General features: G+C 73.5%; 14 protein-coding genes and 1 pseudogene. 10 read left to right on the top strand and 5 right to left on the bottom strand.

What is annotated here, in order from left to right:
- Window positions 1–22 precede the first annotated feature (22 nt).
- Complete coding sequence (locus ACFY7H_RS14535; RefSeq protein WP_388937886.1) at window positions 23–988, top strand: aldo/keto reductase family oxidoreductase; 966 nt, start codon at window positions 23–25, stop codon at window positions 986–988.
- Here the strand turns inward: ACFY7H_RS14535 and ACFY7H_RS14530 are convergent, their stop codons facing one another.
- Complete coding sequence (locus ACFY7H_RS14530; protein ID WP_388937884.1) at window positions 989–1,942, bottom strand: MASE1 domain-containing protein; 954 nt, start codon at window positions 1,940–1,942, stop codon at window positions 989–991.
- A 57-nt stretch (window positions 1,943–1,999) separates the two neighbouring features.
- A complete protein-coding gene (locus ACFY7H_RS14525; RefSeq protein ID WP_388937882.1) occupies window positions 2,000–2,824 on the bottom strand; it encodes a PP2C family protein-serine/threonine phosphatase in 825 nt (274 codons plus the stop codon).
- A 529-nt stretch (window positions 2,825–3,353) separates the two neighbouring features.
- Here ACFY7H_RS14525 and ACFY7H_RS14520 point away from each other — a divergent pair.
- On the top strand, window positions 3,354–4,610 hold the full coding sequence (locus tag ACFY7H_RS14520) for a serine hydrolase domain-containing protein (protein ID WP_388937880.1): 1,257 nt from the start codon (window positions 3,354–3,356) through the stop codon (window positions 4,608–4,610).
- A 76-nt stretch (window positions 4,611–4,686) separates the two neighbouring features.
- Window positions 4,687–5,406, top strand: a complete 720-nt coding sequence (locus ACFY7H_RS14515) for a hypothetical protein (RefSeq protein WP_388937878.1) — start codon at window positions 4,687–4,689, stop codon at window positions 5,404–5,406.
- Here ACFY7H_RS14515 and ACFY7H_RS14510 read toward each other — a convergent pair.
- Complete coding sequence (locus ACFY7H_RS14510; protein ID WP_388937876.1) at window positions 5,396–5,920, bottom strand: GNAT family N-acetyltransferase; 525 nt, start codon at window positions 5,918–5,920, stop codon at window positions 5,396–5,398. The genes ACFY7H_RS14515 and ACFY7H_RS14510 overlap by 11 nt on opposite strands.
- Before the next feature lie 78 nt (window positions 5,921–5,998).
- Window positions 5,999–6,934: an MBL fold metallo-hydrolase gene (locus ACFY7H_RS14505; RefSeq protein WP_388937874.1), complete on the bottom strand. Its 936-nt coding sequence runs from the start codon at window positions 6,932–6,934 to the stop codon at window positions 5,999–6,001.
- Between the two features lie 103 nt (window positions 6,935–7,037).
- Between ACFY7H_RS14505 and ACFY7H_RS14500 the strand changes: the two genes are divergently transcribed.
- The 5 genes and pseudogenes from ACFY7H_RS14500 to ACFY7H_RS14480 all read left to right on the top strand — a co-directional run bounded on the left by ACFY7H_RS14500 (window position 7,038) and on the right by ACFY7H_RS14480 (window position 12,021).
- On the top strand, window positions 7,038–8,000 hold the full coding sequence (locus ACFY7H_RS14500) for an AraC family transcriptional regulator (protein ID WP_388937872.1): 963 nt from the start codon (window positions 7,038–7,040) through the stop codon (window positions 7,998–8,000).
- 179 nt (window positions 8,001–8,179) lie between these two features.
- The gene (locus ACFY7H_RS14495; protein ID WP_388937870.1) at window positions 8,180–9,751 is read left to right on the top strand and encodes an alpha/beta fold hydrolase; all 1,572 of its coding nucleotides are present in this window, start codon (window positions 8,180–8,182) and stop codon (window positions 9,749–9,751) included.
- Between the two features lie 106 nt (window positions 9,752–9,857).
- A complete protein-coding gene (locus ACFY7H_RS14490) occupies window positions 9,858–10,028 on the top strand; it encodes a hypothetical protein (RefSeq protein ID WP_388937868.1) in 171 nt (56 codons plus the stop codon).
- A gap of 53 nt (window positions 10,029–10,081) precedes the next feature.
- A pseudogene (locus tag ACFY7H_RS14485) lies at window positions 10,082–10,288 on the top strand (SDR family oxidoreductase); the annotation flags it as partial.
- A gap of 227 nt (window positions 10,289–10,515) precedes the next feature.
- Window positions 10,516–12,021, top strand: a complete 1,506-nt coding sequence (locus ACFY7H_RS14480; protein ID WP_388937866.1) for a cellulose binding domain-containing protein — start codon at window positions 10,516–10,518, stop codon at window positions 12,019–12,021.
- A 29-nt stretch (window positions 12,022–12,050) separates the two neighbouring features.
- Here the strand turns inward: ACFY7H_RS14480 and ACFY7H_RS14475 are convergent, their stop codons facing one another.
- A complete protein-coding gene (locus ACFY7H_RS14475) occupies window positions 12,051–12,464 on the bottom strand; it encodes a Fur family transcriptional regulator (RefSeq protein ID WP_388937864.1) in 414 nt (137 codons plus the stop codon).
- 303 nt (window positions 12,465–12,767) lie between these two features.
- Here ACFY7H_RS14475 and katG point away from each other — a divergent pair, with 303 nt between their 5' ends.
- Both katG and ACFY7H_RS14465 read left to right on the top strand, forming a co-directional pair.
- Window positions 12,768–14,999: a catalase/peroxidase HPI gene (gene katG, locus ACFY7H_RS14470; RefSeq protein WP_388937862.1), complete on the top strand. Its 2,232-nt coding sequence runs from the start codon at window positions 12,768–12,770 to the stop codon at window positions 14,997–14,999.
- 187 nt (window positions 15,000–15,186) lie between these two features.
- Entirely contained in the window at window positions 15,187–16,980 is a 1,794-nt protein-coding gene (locus ACFY7H_RS14465; RefSeq protein WP_388937860.1) for a protein kinase, read from the top strand.
- The last annotated feature ends 85 nt before the right edge of the window (window positions 16,981–17,065 follow it).

Below are 17,065 nucleotides of genomic sequence, written 5' to 3'. Positions count from 1 at the left end.
AGACCTGTCTAGGGTGACCCCCGTGACGAAGAACGCGAACGCGGGTGCGGAAGCCCACCGGGTGCTGTACGGGTGCATGGGGCTGGGCGGAAGCTGGGAGCCGGGCCCGTACGGGCCCCAGGACATCGACGCCGCCGAGGAAGCCGTACGCGCCGCCCTCGACATCGGCATCACCGCCTTCGACCACGCCGACATCTACCGGTACGGCAAGGCCGAGGCCGTCTTCGGCGAGGTCCTCGCCCGGACCCCCGGACTGCGTGAGCGCATCACCCTCCAGACCAAGTGCGGCATCCGCCTGGCCGGCCAGGGCGGCGGCCAGGGCCGCTACGACCTGCGCGGCCCGAGCATCGTCCGGCGGGTCGAGGAGAGCCTCGAACGGCTGCGGACCGACGTCATCGACGTGCTCATGCTGCACCGCCCCGACCCGCTCGCGGACCCCGACGCGGTGGCGGCCGCCCTGATGTCCCTGCACGGCCAGAGACTGGTGCGCGCCTTCGGGGTCTCGAACATGGGGGCCGCGCAGATCGCCCGCCTCCAGGCCCGTCTGGACGTACCGCTGGTGGCCAACCAACTGGAGATGAGCCTGCACAGCCGGGCCTGGGTGGAAGCCGGGGTGCTGCTCAACACCCCCGACGGCGCCGCCCACGGCTTCCCCTTCGGGACGCTGGAGCACTGCCTCGACCACGGCATCCGGCTGCAGGCCTGGGGCGCGCTGGCGCAGGGCCGGTTCACGGGCCTTCAGCGGACCCCCGCCGAGCACGCCACCGCCGCCCTGCTCGAGGAACTGGCGCGGAAGAAGGGCACCACCCCGGAGTCGGTGCTGCTGTGGTGGCTGATGCGGCACCCTGCGGGCATCGCGCCGGTCATCGGCACGGCCCGGCCCGACCGGATCCGCGCCTGCGGCGACGCGGCCCTGCGCCGGCCCGACCTCACGCACGAGGAGTGGTACGAGCTGTGGACCACGGCCCGGGGCGTGCCGCTGCCCTGATCACTCGTCCCGCCGGCCGGGGGCGAGGTGGGCCACGGCCTCGGCCAGGTCCTCGCACACCTCCTCGATCTTGCGGCGGATGTTGTTCTGTTCCGTGACCAAGGCCGACAGCAGGAGCCCCGTCAGGGCGGCCGCCCCGTTGAGGGCCTGGAGGTTGACCATGACCTCCAGCAGGGTGTGGTGGGCGAAAGGGCCTTCCTGCTCGATCGCCGCCCCCACGGCCAGGACGGACACCAGCAGGGCGCAGGGCGCGCTGCCGGCCAGCTGGAAGCGCACCGCCGCCCAGATGAGCAGCGGGAAGACCAGGAAGAGCAGCGACAGGGTGCTGCGGGAGGCCCCCCAGGTCACCACGCCGGCCGCCACCAGCAGCGCGAGCGCCTCCGCGATCCGGAAGGGGTCGCGGGGCAGCCGGGCCCCGCGCAGGACCAGCAGCAGCGGGGTCACCAGCAGCACCCCCATCGTGTCCCCGGCCCACCAGGCCGACCACACCCCCCAGAACTCCGGCAGCGGCAGGTCGCCGGTGAGGACGAGCGTCCCGGCTCCGGCGGTGGCGCTGATCAGCATCGGCAGCAGGCCGCCCAGGAAGACCAGCGCCAGACCGTCCCGCAGCCGGTCGAGCAGCGGCCGGAAGCCGGTGCGGCGGAGCAGGGCGTAGGCGCACAGCGGCGCCAGGGTGTTCCCCGCGACGATGACGAGGCCGGCGGGGCGGAAGCCGCTGATCCCCTCGATCGCGAGGTACGTGCCGATGGCGAGGCCCGGCCAGACGCGCGGACCGAACCAGAGCAGGGCCGCGAGGGCGATTCCGGTGGGCGGCCACAGGGGCGTGACGACCGAGCCCTCGACGACCACCTGACGCAGCAGGCCGAGCCGGCCGCTCAGGTAGTAGGCGGCGGCGACCCCGAGGATCCGAAGGAGCGCTTCGGACCGGCCTCGCCATTCCACGGTGCGCACCACAGCATCAGACAACAGCCCGGCCGTCGGGGAGGGGCGTGACACGCCTGGCGCCCGGGATCAGGGGGCTGCCGCGTCGTGGCTGAGGACGAGCACGGCCGCGTCGTCGGCGTGGCCGGTGGAGTCGGCCACCTTCATCACCTCGGCCGCCAGCTCTCCGGGGTCGCCCCCGGCCCCCTCCCTGACGATCCGCAGCACCCGTTCGAGGCCCACCTCGATGGGGAACGCCGGGCCCTCGACCACGCCGTCGGTCAGCAGGACGATGGATCCGGGTTCCGTCAGCCGGCGGCGGGTCACCGCGTACCGCGCCCCGGGGACCGTGCCCAGGGGCGGGCCGCCCGCGTCCTCGGCGATGCCGTGGCGGCCGGCTGTGGTGGCCCAGACGGTCGGCACGTGGCCGGCCCGGGCGCTGGCGAGGTCGCCGGTGCGCGGGTCGTAGCGCAGCAGGGTGCACGTGGCGAACAGGTCGCTGTCGAGGGAGAGCAGCACGTCGTTGGCCCGGCCCAGCACCTCGCCCGGATCGCCGACGACGGCCGCCACGGCGCGCAGGCAGACCCGGACCTGCCCCATGAAGGCGGCGGCGGCCACGTCGTGCCCCTGTACGTCGCCGACGGAGAAGGCGAGGGCCTCCTCGGGCACCCGGAACCCGTCGTACCAGTCGCCGCCGATCTCCAGGCCGTGCTGGGCGGGCGCGTAGCGGGCCGCGGTGCGCAGGCCCGGCAGTACGGGCAGGGAGCGGGGCAGCATCTCGCGCTGGAGGGCTCCGGCCAGCTCCACCCGGGCGTGCTGGAACCGGGCCCCTTCCCTCGCCTGGGCGCTGAGCCGTCCCAGCATGCTCAGCAGGTCGGCGCTGTCCGGCCGATGGGGTTGACGCCACCGGGTCACGGACCCCTCCGGGGTACGCCCATGTTCTCCCTGCTCCCGCCGCGTGAAGATCCGGGCCCCATCATATTTCGGCCGGGTGGATTCCGCCGGGCGTCCGCGGCGCCCCGGCCCCGGGACGGGGGCCCGTCCCGGTGTGTGCCGCGGCCGCCGCCGCGGGCCGTCGTCGCAGGTGTCGAGCGTCTTCCCGGCTCTTCCCGTCGCTTCCCGTCGCTTCCCGGGTCTTCGCGTCTCTTGCCGAAGCGGCCGCCGGGGCGGTGGACGGCGTCGGCCACCGCCCGCCGGAGGCCGTCCCGGTGCGGGCCCGCTCGCCCCGTCCGGCACGGAGGCCGTCGCCATCCGGTGCCCTACGGAACGTCAGCGGGCTTCGGGGCTCGGCGAGATGAGGGCAGCGGGGGCCGCAACCGCGATGACCGGCTTTGCGTGATCTTGCGTAAGCTCTTGATCGACTCGGACGCCCGCCCGCCCCCGCACCGTACGGCAGGCGGCCTCCGCGTCCCGGGAACCGCACCGACCGAGTAAGAGGAACAACGTGCCCCTGCCCCTGAACCGCCGTCTGGCCGTCAGCGCCGCCCTGCTGGCCACGGTGGCCGCCGTGGCGCCCGCCACCGCCGCCCAGGCCGCGCCCGCGGCCTTCCCCGGGATGGCCCGGGCGGCCACCACCGCCGCCACCCTGCCGGATCCCGACCTGGAGGCCGTGGCGCAGGCGCTGCGGAACACGACCGCCGCCGGAGCCCCCGGCGCGCTGGCCCGCATCGGCGACGGGAAGAACGTCCGGGTCGAGAAGGTGGGTGTCCGCGACACGGTCACCGGCCAGGCCATGGACCCCCAGGCCCGCTTCCGGATCGGCAGCGTCACCAAGACGTTCTCGACGGTCGTGCTCCTCCAGCTGGTGGACGAGGGGAAGATCGAGCTGGACAAGCCGGTCAACCGCTACCTGCCCGGTCTGCTGCCCGACGACCGGATCACCGTGCGGCACCTGCTGACCCACCGCAGCGGGCTGGCGGACTACACGAACGTGATGTTCGACAAGACCGTCCCCGGCTTCGAGGCCGTACGCAACAAGGTGTTCGGCTACGACGAGCTGGTGAAGCTCTCCCTGGCCGAGCCGCGCACGACGGAGCCGGGAGTCGCGTACAAGTACTCGAACACCAACTTCGTGGTCGTCGGCATGCTCATCGAGAAGGCCACGAGCCGGCCGGTGGCCAAGGAGTACGACCGCCGCATCATCAAGCCGCTGAAGCTGCGCAACACCTCGTACGTGCACCCCGACACGAGGATCAAGGGGCTGCACACGCACGGCTACCTCACGCCCGACGAGGCGGGCGCCCCGCTGGTCGACTCCACCGAGCAGACGGTGTCGTGGGCGCAGTCGGCCGGCGCGATGATCTCGAACCCGGCCGACCTCGGCACCTTCATGTCCGCGCTGGTGAGCGGGAAGCTGGTCTCGCCCGCCCTGCTGGACCAGATGCTCACCATGACGCCCACCGACGCCACGAACACCCGCTTCTACGGTCTGGGCCTGCGCCGCTACGACCTCTCGTGCGGCACGTCCGTCTACGGGCACACCGGCACCGTGCAGGGCTTCTACACCTACGCCTTCGCCACCCGCGACGGCGCGCGCACCCTCAGCGCCATGGCGAACACCTCGAACCGGGGCTCGGCGAACACCGCCCTGGGCGGGACCCTCGAAGGGGCCTTCTGCGGCAAGAAGCCGGTGAAGGCCACCGCCCGCGGCTTCGCGGTGGCCCCGGCCGAGATGGACCTGCCGGAGAACAACGCCCGATGAGGGCCGGCCGCCGCGGGCTCACGGCCCGCGGCGGCCGTACGGCGGGGGCACGCAGCACACGGTCTACGCTGGGGGGGTGAACGTCCGTCACGTCCAGGGGGATTCCGCCACCATGACCATCCACCGCCCCGGCCTGCCCGGGGACCTGCCGCCCGCCGAGGTGCTGTGGGCGCACTGGGCCCTGGTCGCCGTGCTGGAGGCCACCACCGAGGCGGAGGGCCGCGGTGTCCACCGGACCGGGCACTGGATCGACGGGGAGGGGCTGCACCTCGACGACTGCGGCTGCACCTGGTGGACCTTCGCCCGGACGGGAGAGGGCCGGTACGTGCTCTTCGGCGAGGACGAGTCGAGCGCCGTCAAGTGGCACGAGCCGGCCGTGGACATGCTGGCGGGCGGCCCGGACTGGCTGCCGTACGAGACCCTGCGCGACCTGCTGGGCGGCTGGCAGCTCGGTTGTGTCTACTGGTCCGAGAACGGTTCCTGGGTCCGGGCGCCCTACCCGGACGACCTGGACGACGACGGGCTGGACTGCGGGATGAGCCGCTTCACCGATCGACGGGACCTGCTGCGGCTGCTCGAAGGCGCCTGGGACGACTGCGATTGCGGAGCGGCCGCCCGACGCGCGGAGACGGCGGCGCGGCTGCTGGACGCCGCGCTGCGCCGCGAGCTGACGCCCGGGACGCTGGAGGCGCTGGCCGGCGGCTGTTCCTGCGGCCGCTGGGACCTTCCGGCCATGCTGCGCGCGCTGCGCCTCTCCGGTCTGGCGCAGGGCTCGGGGGTGTCCGTCAGAGGGTGATCCAGTAGCGGCGCTTCGGGCCGACCAGGGTCTCCCGTACGTCTTCCAGGACGCCGCCGTTCCGCTCGATGGTTCGGGCGGACGCCTCGTTGCCGGGGTCGCAGGTGAGCAGGACCTGGTCCATGCCGAGCAGCCGCGCCTCGTGCAGCACCTCGCCCAGGGCCCAGGTGGCCAGACCGCGCCCGCGTGCCGAGGGGCGGACGCCGTAGCCGATGTGGCCGCCCGCGTCGAGGAGGAAACCGTTCAGGTAGTGCCGCAGGTCGATGGCGCCCAGGTAGGTGTCGCCCTCGGTGATCCACCAGTGGGTGGCGTGGACCCGGCCCTGCTCCAGCGGGGCCGTGCGGTCGGACCGGCGGAGCAGCTCCCCGGTCCAGTCGGCGAAGCCCTCGGGGGTGTCGACGTCGTCGGCGGAGCCGAGTCCGGCGCCGTCCATGTGCGCGTCGGGCCCCCATTCCTCCTGCGCGGCGAGCCAGGAGGAATGCAGGCGGGCGGTGGGGGCGACCAGTGCGGGCATGCTCCGGACCGTAACAGCCGGATGATCCGGCTCCGCAATCCGGCCGCTCCGGCCGCTCCCCGCCCGGGTCCCGCTCGCTCACCGGCCGGGGCCGTAGGCCGCCCACCGGAAGATCCCGAATCCCTCCCCCTCCCGGCGGACCTCCACGGCCCCCGCTCCGCCGAAGTGCGCGGGCACCACCAGTTCCCGCAGGTCCGCCGCCCGGCCGAGGACCTCGCGGCGGGTGGCCGCGGTCTGCCGGGGGTCCATGCAGAAGCAGCTGTCGCAGGACGGGGAGAGGATCTGGACCGGGCTGTGCAGGAGGTCGCCGACGAACACGGCCCGGTCGGTGCCGGAGGCCAGGCGCAGCACCGACGAGCCGGGGGTGTGTCCGGGGGCGGCCTCCAGGGTGAGGTGCTCGTCGATGCGGTGCGAGCCCTCCCAGAGCACGGCCTGTCCGGCCCGGTGCACGGGCGCGACGCTGTCCTCGTAGGTCAGCCGGTCGTCCTCCCTCTCTCCTCCGGCGTAACGGCCGCGCGGGCCGAAGTGGTGGTCGTCGGCGGCCGGGATGAGGTACCGGGCGTTGGGGAAGGAGGGCGTCCACTCCCCCGCGGCGCCGTCGGTGTCCTGGCCGTCGCGGGTGTTCCAGCCGACGTGGTCGGCGTGCAGATGCGTGTTGACGACGTAGTCGACGTCCTGGGGGCGGACGCCCGCCCGCGCCAGCGCTCCGAGGAAGTCCCCCTCCCGCCGGTGGAACAGCGGGGTGCCGGGGCGTTCGCGGCCGTTGCCCACGCCGGTGTCGACGAGGACGGTGGTCCCGCCGCTGCGCAGGACCCAGGTCTGCAGGGCCATCACCGCGGTGCCGTCCTCCGGGCGGAGGTGGTCGGGGGCCAGCCAGTCCTCGTTGTCCCGCCACAGCCGCTCCCCCGCGCGGGGGACCAGGCCCGCGGCGGGTCCGAAGGGGCCCTGCCACTCGACGACCCTGATGACCTCGACGTCGCCGAGCACGATGGTGTTTCCGTTCGCGTTGTCCATGATCATCACCCTAGGGAGGCTCCCATGAGCGGCTCAATGCCCGGATTGCTCTTCCGCATACGGGAACGGCTCACACGGGAGCCCCCTCGTATAGGCTGCCGCGGTGGATGTGGTGAGCGACGCGATCGCGGCGGTACGGGTGGGCCGGCCCTCGTCGGACCGGATGCGGGTGGAGGGCAGCTGGTGCGCGCGGTTCGCGGCCTACGAGGGCGCCGGCTTCCACGTCGTACTGGAAGGCGGCTGCTGGCTGCTGCCCGACGGCGGACCGCCCGTGTCGCTGGGCGCGGGTGACGCGGTGCTGCTGCCGCACGGCACGGGACACGTGATCGCCGACGGCCCCGCCGACGCGGCGGCCGTGGCGCGGGCGGTGCCGTTCGAGTCGGTCGCGGAGGCGTGGCGCGGGCCCGGGCGGCCGGGCGGCGGCACGGGGGCGGTGGAGATGCTGTGCGGCAAGTACCGGCTCGACCGCAGCCGGGCGCACCCCCTGATGGCGGAACTGCCGCCCGTGGTCCACCTGCCGAACCGGGTGGGCAGCCACCCCGAACTCCGGTCGGCGATCGACCTGCTGGGCCGTGAGCTCTGCGGGCAGCGGCCGGGGGCCGGGATCGCGGTGCCCAGCCTGCTCGACCTGCTGCTCGTCTACATGGTCCGTTCCTGGCTGACGGCCGGGGGTGCGGCGGGCGGCTGGCCGGCCGTGCTGGGCGACCCGGTGGCGGCCGCCGCGCTGCGCGCGCTGCACGCCGATCCGGCCGCGCCGTGGACCAACGACCGGCTGGCCGCCCAGGCGGGCGTGTCCCGCCCCACGCTGGCGCGGCGCTTCACGGCCCTGGTGGGGCGGCCGCCGATGGCGTACCTCACCTGGTGGCGGCTGAACCTCGCCGCCGCCCGGCTGCGGAACACCGAGGAGCCGCTGGCCGTCGTCGCGCGCCGGGTGGGGTACGGCACTCCGTACGCCCTGTCGCACGCCTTCAGCCGCGAGTTCGGTACGACTCCGGGCCGGTACCGGGCCCTGCGGGCGGCGGACGCGACGCCCGCCGGCCAGGCCGCCTCTTCCGGATCCGCCTGACCCGCTCCCGCTCCTCCCCTGCGATGCACGCAGCGGCAGCAGGGGAGAAGACGCGGGCTTGACCGGCGAGAACCGAAAGAGGCGGCCTGGGCGGACCCCGGGGAAGCATGGCCGGAACCCGCCCCTACACTTTGTCCTTCGTTTACCCATGGCCCTCCGAACCGCGCAGGAGTCCCCGCATGCCCCACCTCATACGCCGCCCCGTCCGGACGGCGGCCCTGGCCGCCGTCTCCTTGCTGACGGTGCCCGTCCTGGCGGCCTGCGGCAGCGATGCGAAGGCTCCGGCGCGTGCGAAGCCCTCGGGGTCGGCTCCCGCCGCCACGCCCACGCAGCTGCCCCCGCTGCCCGCCTCGCTGACCGGGCAGAAGCCCGACTGGCGCGGCTGCCCGGCGCCGTCGGCGGCCCAGGGCGGCGGGGAGGCCCCGGGAGCGGCCTGGCAGTGCGCCACCATGAAGGCGCCCCTCGACTACGCGAAGCCGGCCGGCGAGACCATCGACGTGGCGCTGATCCGCAAGAAGGCCACGAACACCGGCAAGCGCATCGGCTCCCTGGTCTACAACTTCGGCGGTCCCGGCGCCTCCGGCGTCCAGACGCTCCCGCAGGCGGCGGACGACTACAAGAAGCTGGGCGCGGTCTACGACCTCGTCAGCTTCGACCCGCGCGGCGTGGGCAACAGCGCTCCGGTGATCTGCCTGGACGACAAGACGCTGGACGAGGGCACCGGTTCCGAGAACATCCTCGACGAGGTCAAGAAGTTCACCGACGCCTGCAAGCAGAAGTCCGCCAAGCTGCTCCCCCACGTCGGCACGGCCAACACGGCCCGCGACATGGACCTGATGCGCCAGGTGCTCGGCGACCAGAAGCTCAACTACTTCGGCATCTCGTACGGCACCCAGCTGGGCGGGGTCTACGCCCACCTGTTCCCGAAGAACGTGGGCCGCACCGTGTTCGACGCGGTCGTCGACCCGACCGCGGACGAGGCGCAGGCCGGTCTCGGCCAGGCCAAGGGCTTCCAGCAGGCGCTGGAGCACGCGATGAAGTACTGCCGTGACAAGTACACCGCCAACTGCCCGACCGGCCCGAGCGACGCCGAGGGCAACAAGCGGATCAACGAGTTGCTGGAGAAGCTCAAGACGAAGCCCGCCGCCACGGACAGCGGCCGCAAGCTGACCTCCGACATGGCCCTCACCGGCATCGCCGCCAGCCTCTACGACAAGGAGTCCTGGGAGTACCTCGTCCAGGGTCTGGGCGAGCTGCGGCAGCTGGGAACGGGGAACATCCTGCTGCTGCTCTCGGACAGCTACAGCGGCCGCGGTGAGGACGGGCGCTACAGCAATTCCAACGCCGCGCAGGCGGCGATCAACTGCGTCGACACCAGCCGCCGGTACACCGTCGAGGAGAAGACGGCGCAGGAGCCCGCCTTCCGCGCGGCCTCCCCGGTGTTCGGCCCGGAGATGGCCGAGGGCCTGCTCGGGTGCTCGCAGTGGCCGGTGCGCGGTACGAGCGACAAGCCGCAGGTGTCCGCCGAGGGCGCGGCCCCGATCGTGGTGATCGGCAACACGGGCGACCCCGCCACCCCCGTCGAGGGCGCGAAGCGGATGGCCGACGCGCTCGGCCGCGGCGTCGGCATCAACCTCACCGTGAAGGGCGAGGGACACGGCAGCTACGGGAACAACGCCTGCGCCACCAAGGCGGTCGACGCGTTCCTGGTCGACGGCACCGCTCCGGCCGACGGGACCGAATGCAAGTGAGCGCCCGTCCGCGCCCGTACCGACCTCTGTTCGGCTGCCGCGAAGCCGCCGCCTACACTTGTGCCGCCCGGCCCGCGGTGCCGGCTTCAGGGGAGTGAAGTCCTAAGTGAGCAGCACCAGCAGTGATGCGCCGATCTACGCCCAGCTCGTACGCGAGCGGGGCGACGTCCCCGTCCAGGTCCGGCGGGAGGCCGAGGAGATCCTCCGCCACCTGGCACAGGTGATGGCCTGGCGCCCGTCGTCGGCCGGCCTGCCGGCCTGGCGCCCCCACCAGTAGGACGGGCGGCCCGGCGGCGCGTGACAGCGCGTCCCGGGCCGCTGCTGCGCGGGGTGGAGCGGCAGATCGCCGCCCAGGCCGAGGCACACGGCCTCCCCGCGTCGCGGGTGGTCGAGGAGGTGCTGCCGCGGGGCCCCGCGATCAAGCGGCTGATCGAGCCGGAGGAGGTGGCCGCGGTCGCCCGGTGGCTCTGCGGCCCCCACACGGGCCACGTCACCGGCGCCTCCCTGCCGATGGACGGTGGAAGGACCGCCGCCTGATCCGGCGGCCGGCGGGCCGGGCTGGTGGACGCGCCCCTTCCTGAGGGCGGCCTATTGCTGAGGACGTCCATTCCTGAGGACGTCCATTCCTGAGGACGCCCTTTCCGCCGCCTTAAGCGGAACCTAAGCTTCGCCGGCGGTGCCCCGAAGCGGACGAATGTCCGTTTCCCGGTGGCTAGCGTGCTGCTCCGTACCCAACTTCCCGGTCATACAGAGGCAGGCACTCCATGGGCAGCAGCACGGGCGGACACCGGCGCAGGACGAGCGGCAGGGCGAAGGCCGCCGCGGGGGCGGGCCTGGCGGCGGCGGTACTGGCGGGCGCGGTCTTCGCGTTCACCGGCACGGCCCAGGCCACGTCCGTCGGGGCCGTGTACACCAAGTCCAGCTCCTGGAGCGGCGGTTACACCGGCCAGTACGTGATCACCAACAACACCGGCCGGGAGCGGTCCGGCTGGACGCTCCAGTTCGACCTGCCGGCGGGGGTGCGGATCGGCTCGCTGTGGAACGGGACCCACACGGTCGTGGGGCAGCGCGTCACCGTGAAGCCCGCCGGCTGGAACGCGGTGCTCGCGCCGGGCGCGTCCGTGACCGTCGGCTTCGTGGCGAGCGGCGCGGGCACGCCCGGTGATCCCACCGGCTGCCTGATCGACGCGGTGAAGTGCTCGCCCGGCCAGGGCGCCACACCCCTGCCGGCCGGCCGTCCCACGGCGGCGCCGACCGCGGCGCCGACCGCGACGCCGACGGCCGCACCGACGGCCGCACCGACAGCCACCGCCACGGCCACCGCGAGTCCGGTGGCTCCGCACTCCCCCACCGGGACGGCCACCGCCGCTCCCGGCGGCGGCGCGCGGTTCGCCCCGTACGTGGACACCTCGCTGTATCCCGCCCACGACCTCCTCGACACCGCGGCCAGGACCGGGGTGAAGGAGTTCCACCTCGCCTTCGTCACTGCCGGCGGGGGCTGCTCACCGCTGTGGGGCGGGGTCACGGACCTGGCGAGCGACAAGGTGGCGGCCCAGGTCGGCGCCCTGCGCGGAGCCGGCGGCGACGTGAGGGTGTCGTTCGGCGGGGCCGCGGGCCGCGAGCTGGCGCTGAACTGCGCCACCGTCGACGAACTGGCCGCCGCCTACGGGAAGGTGGTCGACGCCTACCGGCTCACCAAGGTCGACTTCGACATCGAGGGCGCCGCCCTGCCGGACACCGCCGCCAACACCCGCCGGGCTCAGGCGATAGCCCGGCTGCAGAAGTCCCACCCCGGCCTGGACGTGGCGTTCACCCTGCCCGTGATGCCGGAGGGGCTGACCCAGCCGGGCGTGGCCCTGCTGGCCGACGCCGCGAGGAACGGGGTGCGGATCAGCACCGTCAACATCATGGCGATGGACTACGGGCCGGCGTACGGCGGGGACATGGGGCAGTACGCCATCCAGGCCGCGACCGCGACCCAGGCGCAGCTCAAGGGCGTGCTCGGGCTCTCGGACGCGGCCGCCTGGAAGGCGGTGGCGGTCACACCGATGATCGGCGTCAACGACGTGGCGAGCGAGGTGTTCGGCGTGGCGGACGCGACGGAGCTCGTACGCTTCGCCGAGTCGAAGGGGATCGGCCGGCTGGCGATGTGGTCCTCGGCGCGCGACCGGCAGTGCGCGGCGGGCGCCCTCGGCCACGCCGACGCCACCTGCAGCTCCGTGCTCCAGGAGCCGCTGGCCTTCACGAAGGCGTTCGCCGCGTACGGGTAGGCGCGGCGCGGCCGAGGGGCTGACGCCCGTCAGGGGGCGCAGGACGGGCACAGCCCCCGGTAGGTGACCTCGGCCCCGGACACCGAGAAGCCGAAGCGTTCCCCCGCCGGGAGGTCGGCGAGCGGGTTCCCGGCGGGGCGGACGTCCCGGATGAGGCCGCAGCCCGAGCAGACGAGGTGGTGGTGCGGGTGGTGCGCGTTGGGGTCGTAGCGCTTCGCCCGGCCGTCGGTGGAGACCTCGGCGACCTCACCGAGGGCGACGAGTTCGCCCAGGGCGTTGTAGACGGTGGCCCGGGAGATTTCGGGCAGCCGGTCCACGGCCCGGGCGTGCACCTCGTCGGCGGTCAGGTGCACGTGGTCGCCGTCCAGGACCTCCGCGACGACGCGCCTCTGTGACGTCATCCGCCAGCCGCGCCTGCGCAGCCGTTCCAGCAGGTCACTCATGTCGGCTCACCTCTTCGGGTTCGACGGGGCCGCCCGGAGCCCCCGTGGGAATCCGGGAGCCGATGGGATCCGGGCTTGGTGTGCTTCTTGACTTGGACTGCGTCCATCGTAGGATCTGATGCGTTGATAGCCAAGGGACAAGAACATCCCGACGCGGCAGGAGACAGCGAGGTGACGGGCCGGTCCGTCGTCCGGATGACGGACGGCGGGGCGAGGTCCGCCGCCGCACCCCCTGCTGTCGCACCACCGTTACCTCGCGCCCGTTCCTGAACAGCGTGATCCGCCTGGTCCGGAAGGATTTCCATGTCTGAGAACCATGACGCAGTCGTCGTAGACGCCAAAACAGAGGGCGCAGGCGGCTGCCCGGTCGCGCACGAGCGCGCCCTCCACCCCACCCAGGGCGGCGGGAACCGCCAGTGGTGGCCCGAGCGCCTCAATCTGAAGATCCTCGCCAAGAACCCCGCCGTGGCCAACCCGCTCGGCGAGGGGTTCGACTACGCCGAGGCCTTCAAGTCCCTCGACCTCTCCGCCGTGAAGCGGGACATCGAGCAGACGCTGACCACCTCGCAGGACTGGTGGCCCGCGGACTTCGGCCACTACGGCCCGTTCATGGTCCGGATGGCCTGGCACAGCGCCGGCACCTACCGGATCAGTGACGGCCGGGGCGGTGCGGGCTCCGGCCAGCAGCGGTTCGCCCCGCTCAACAGCTGGCCGGACAACGCCAACCTCGACAAGGCCCGCCGGCTGCTGTGGCCGGTGAAGAAGAAGTACGGCCAGAACCTGTCCTGGGCCGACCTCATGATCCTCGCGGGCAACGTCGCGCTGGAGTCGATGGGCTTCGAGACCTTCGGCTTCGCCGGTGGCCGCGCCGACGTGTGGGAGCCCGACGAGGACGTCTACTGGGGCCCGGAGACCACCTGGCTCGACGACCAGCGCTACACCGGCGACCGGGAGCTGGAAAGCCCGCTCGGCGCCGTCCAGATGGGTCTAATCTACGTCAACCCGGAGGGTCCCAACGGGAACCCGGACCCGCTCGCGGCTGCGCGCGACATCCGTGAGACGTTCCGCCGGATGGCGATGAACGACGAGGAGACCGTCGCGCTGATAGCCGGCGGCCACACCTTCGGCAAGGCGCACGGCGCCGGCCCGGCCGACCACGTGGGCAACGACCCCGAGGCCGCGCCGCTGGAGGCGCAGGGCTTCGGCTGGCAGAGCACGTACGGCTCCGGCAAGGGCGCCGACACCATCACCAGCGGCCTCGAGGTCACCTGGACCACGACGCCGACCCGGTGGAGCAACAACTTCTTCGAGAACCTCTTCGGCTACGAGTACGAGCTGACCCGCAGCCCCGCCGGCGCCCAGCAGTGGGTCGCGAAGGACGGCGCGGGCGCGGGCACCATCCCGGACGCGCACGACCCGTCCAAGAGCCACGCCCCGACGATGCTGACCACGGACCTCGCGCTCCGCTTCGACCCGGCCTACGAGCAGATCTCGCGCCGCTTCCTGGAGCACCCGGAGCAGTTCGCGGACGCCTTCGCCCGCGCCTGGTTCAAGCTGACCCACCGCGACATGGGGCCCGTCGTGCGCTACCTCGGCCCCGAGGTGCCGGCCGAGACCCTGCTCTGGCAGGATCCGCTGCCGGCCCGCACGCACGAGCTGATCGACGCCGCGGACGTCGCCTCCCTCAAGGAGCGGATCCTCGGCACCGACCTGACCGTGTCCCAGCTCGTCTCCGTGGCCTGGGCGGCGGCCTCCTCCTTCCGCGGCAGCGACAAGCGCGGCGGCGCCAACGGCGCCCGCATCCGCCTCCAGCCGCAGGCCGGCTGGGAGGTCAACGAGCCCGACCAGCTGGCCACGGTGCTGCGCACCCTGGAGGGCGTCCAGGAGTCCTTCAACTCCGCCCAGACCGGCGGCAAGCGGGTCTCCCTGGCCGACCTGATCGTCCTCGGCGGCTGCGCCGCCGTGGAGCAGGCCGCCAAGGACGCCGGGCACGACGTCGAGGTGCCCTTCACCCCGGGCCGGGTCGACGCCTCGCAGGAGCAGACGGACGTCGAGTCCTTCGCGGCGCTGGAGCCCACCGCCGACGGCTTCCGCAACTACCTCGGCAAGGGCAACCGCCTCCCGGCCGAGTACCTGCTGGTCGACAGGGCGAACCTGCTCAACCTGTCCGCCCCCGAGCTGACCGTCCTCGTCGGCGGCCTGCGCGTCCTGGGCGCCAACCACCAGCAGTCCCAGCTGGGCGTGTTCACCGACGCCCCCGGCACGCTGACCAACGACTTCTTCGTCAACCTGCTCGACCTGGGCACGACGTGGAAGGCCACCTCGGCGGACCAGAACACCTTCGAGGGCCGCGACGCCGCCACGGGCGCCGTGAAGTGGACGGGCACCCGTGCCGACCTCGTCTTCGGCTCGAACTCGGAGCTGCGGGCGCTGGCGGAGGTGTACGCGAGCGACGACGCCGGGCGCAAGTTCGCCGAGGACTTCGTCGCCGCGTGGCACAAGGTCATGGAACTGGACCGGTTCGACCTGGCCTGAGCGGCCTGAGCGATCCCGATCACGACGCCCGGGCCGGCCGGCCCGGGCGTCGTGCCGTCCCGGTACGGGCCTGCCGTCCCGGGGTGCTCGCGCCCAACAGGGCGGAAATCGTTGGGGATCACCGCTGAAGTATCCCGCCGCGTCCGGTAGGTTTCCGGAAACTCATTCCAATTCTGACGGGGCTGACGTGTTAGAGCTGAGGGGAAGCGGGGCCGAGCCGCTGGACGCGGAGGACCCGCGGCTGATCGGGCGCGCGGCACTGGCGGGCCGGCTGGGCGCCGGCGGCATGGGGCGGGTGTACCTGGGGGTCCTGGACGGACGGTACGTGGCCGTCAAGCAGCTCCTCGCCTCCGTCGTCGGTGAGGACGAGGACTTCCGGCGCCGCTTCGGGCACGAGCTCGACAACCTCGCCCGGCTGCCGCGGAAGGTCACCGCCCCGCTGCTCGACAGCGACCGCACCGCGAATCCCCCGTGGTTCGCCACCGCCTACATCCCCGGCCTCACCCTGCGCGAGGCCCTCGCACTGCACGGCGGCCCGCTGCCCGCGCGGGCGCTGTGGCTGCTGCTGCGGGAGGCCGCCGAGGGCCTGGCGGCGGTGCACGCACTGGACATGGTGCACCGGGACCTCAAGCCGTCCAACATCATGCTCACCCTCGACGGCCTCACCCTGATCGACTTCGGGGTCGCCCGGGCCGCCGAGCAGAGCCAGCTCACCCGGACCGGGATGGTGGTGGGCACGCCCGCGTACATGGCACCCGAACAGGCCTCGGGGGCCAAGGCGTTGAGCGGAGCCACGGACGTCTTCGCGCTGGGCTCGGTGCTGGCGTACGCGGCCTGCGGCCGGCCGCCCTTCGGTGAGGAATCGGGCCACGGCGTGCTCTACCGCATCGTCCACGAGGAGCCCGACCTGGCACCCCTGCGGGAGCTCGACCCCGACCTCGCGGAGGTCGTGGCCGCCTGCCTCTCCAAGGACCCCGCGCACCGTCCCACCGCCGCCGGACTCCTCGAACGGGCCTCCGCCCAGGGCCCCTTCGAGGCGCCACTGTGGCCGGAAGCGGTCACCGGGCGACTGGCCGAGCGGGCCGCGTTCGCCGCGGACGTGCAGGAGATCGACGTACCGACGCTGCCCCTGGGCGGCGGGAAGCCCGCCGCGGGGGCCGAGCCGCCGGCCACCCGTCCCGAACGGCGCCGCCGCACCCGGGTCTTCCTCGCCGTGCTCCCCGTCGTCGTGGTGGCGGGCGGCACGACCATCGCCGTCCAGTACCTGCCGCACATCACCGCCCCCTCCCGGGCCGGGGCGCAGCCTTCCGTGTCCGCTCCGGGCCCGGGCGCGCCCCAGGGCGGCACCGCTCCGTCGGCCGCGCCGTCCGGCCCGGTAGTGCCCTCGGGGGCGAGCGGCAGCCCGCCCGGTCCGGCGGCGGCCTCCCCGGGGCAGTCCCCGGCGCAGGGCCAGAGTCCGGGCGCACCGCCGGCCCCGCCCGCCGGGAACGGCGGGACGGGCACGGGCGCGGGACCCGGCACGGGCACGGGCCCGGGCCCCACGGCCGGCACGCCCGACAATCCGGGCGGCTCCGGCACCCCCGGCGGAGGCGGATCCTCGACGGCCGCGCCTCCCCCCGCCTCCGGCACCCGCCACTACCGCAACGGCAACAACGGGAAGTGCGTCACCCAGGTCTACGGCTCCTCCGACTACGGCGACTGCTCCGATCCGACGGCCCGCTGGACGGTGCGGAGCCAGGGCGACGGCAGCTTCAAGCTGGTCAACCAGCAGACGGGCGGCTGCCTCTACGGCAACATGCTCGGCCAGGCCGTCTTCGTGGGCGACTGCGCCCAGGACACCGCCCGCACCTGGCGCACCGGCTCCGGTGGCACCCTGCGCAACGTCTACAACGGCGGCTGCCTCGACCTGGGATTGAGCAGCGGCCTGGTCGCCAACACCTGCAACGGCAACGCCTCACAGCGCTGGGCACCCCAGAGCTAGGTCCTGTCGGGGCGTACCTGGCCGTATCGGCTCGAAGCGCCCTCGTGCGCGGGTACGCGCACGCGTACAGTCCGTGCTGCCCTAT

Source organism: Streptomyces sp. NPDC012794 (assembly GCF_042901085.1).
Lineage (GTDB): Bacteria > Actinomycetota > Actinomycetes > Streptomycetales > Streptomycetaceae > Streptomyces.
The sequence above is the reverse complement of the archived record's forward strand: the minus strand, read 5'-3'. Positions and strand labels throughout refer to the sequence as shown.

Coding starts and splice junctions, on each gene's coding strand:
- ACFY7H_RS14510 (WP_388937876.1), bottom strand. CDS start 5,920: ATGCCCGCACTGGTCGCCCCCACCGCCCGCCTGCATTCCTCCTGGCTC.
- ACFY7H_RS14505 (WP_388937874.1), bottom strand. CDS start 6,934: ATGGACAACGCGAACGGAAACACCATCGTGCTCGGCGACGTCGAGGTC.
- ACFY7H_RS14495 (WP_388937870.1), top strand. CDS start 8,180: ATGCCCCACCTCATACGCCGCCCCGTCCGGACGGCGGCCCTGGCCGCC.
- ACFY7H_RS14480 (WP_388937866.1), top strand. CDS start 10,516: ATGGGCAGCAGCACGGGCGGACACCGGCGCAGGACGAGCGGCAGGGCG.
- ACFY7H_RS14475 (WP_388937864.1), bottom strand. CDS start 12,464: ATGAGTGACCTGCTGGAACGGCTGCGCAGGCGCGGCTGGCGGATGACG.
- katG (WP_388937862.1), top strand. CDS start 12,768: ATGTCTGAGAACCATGACGCAGTCGTCGTAGACGCCAAAACAGAGGGC.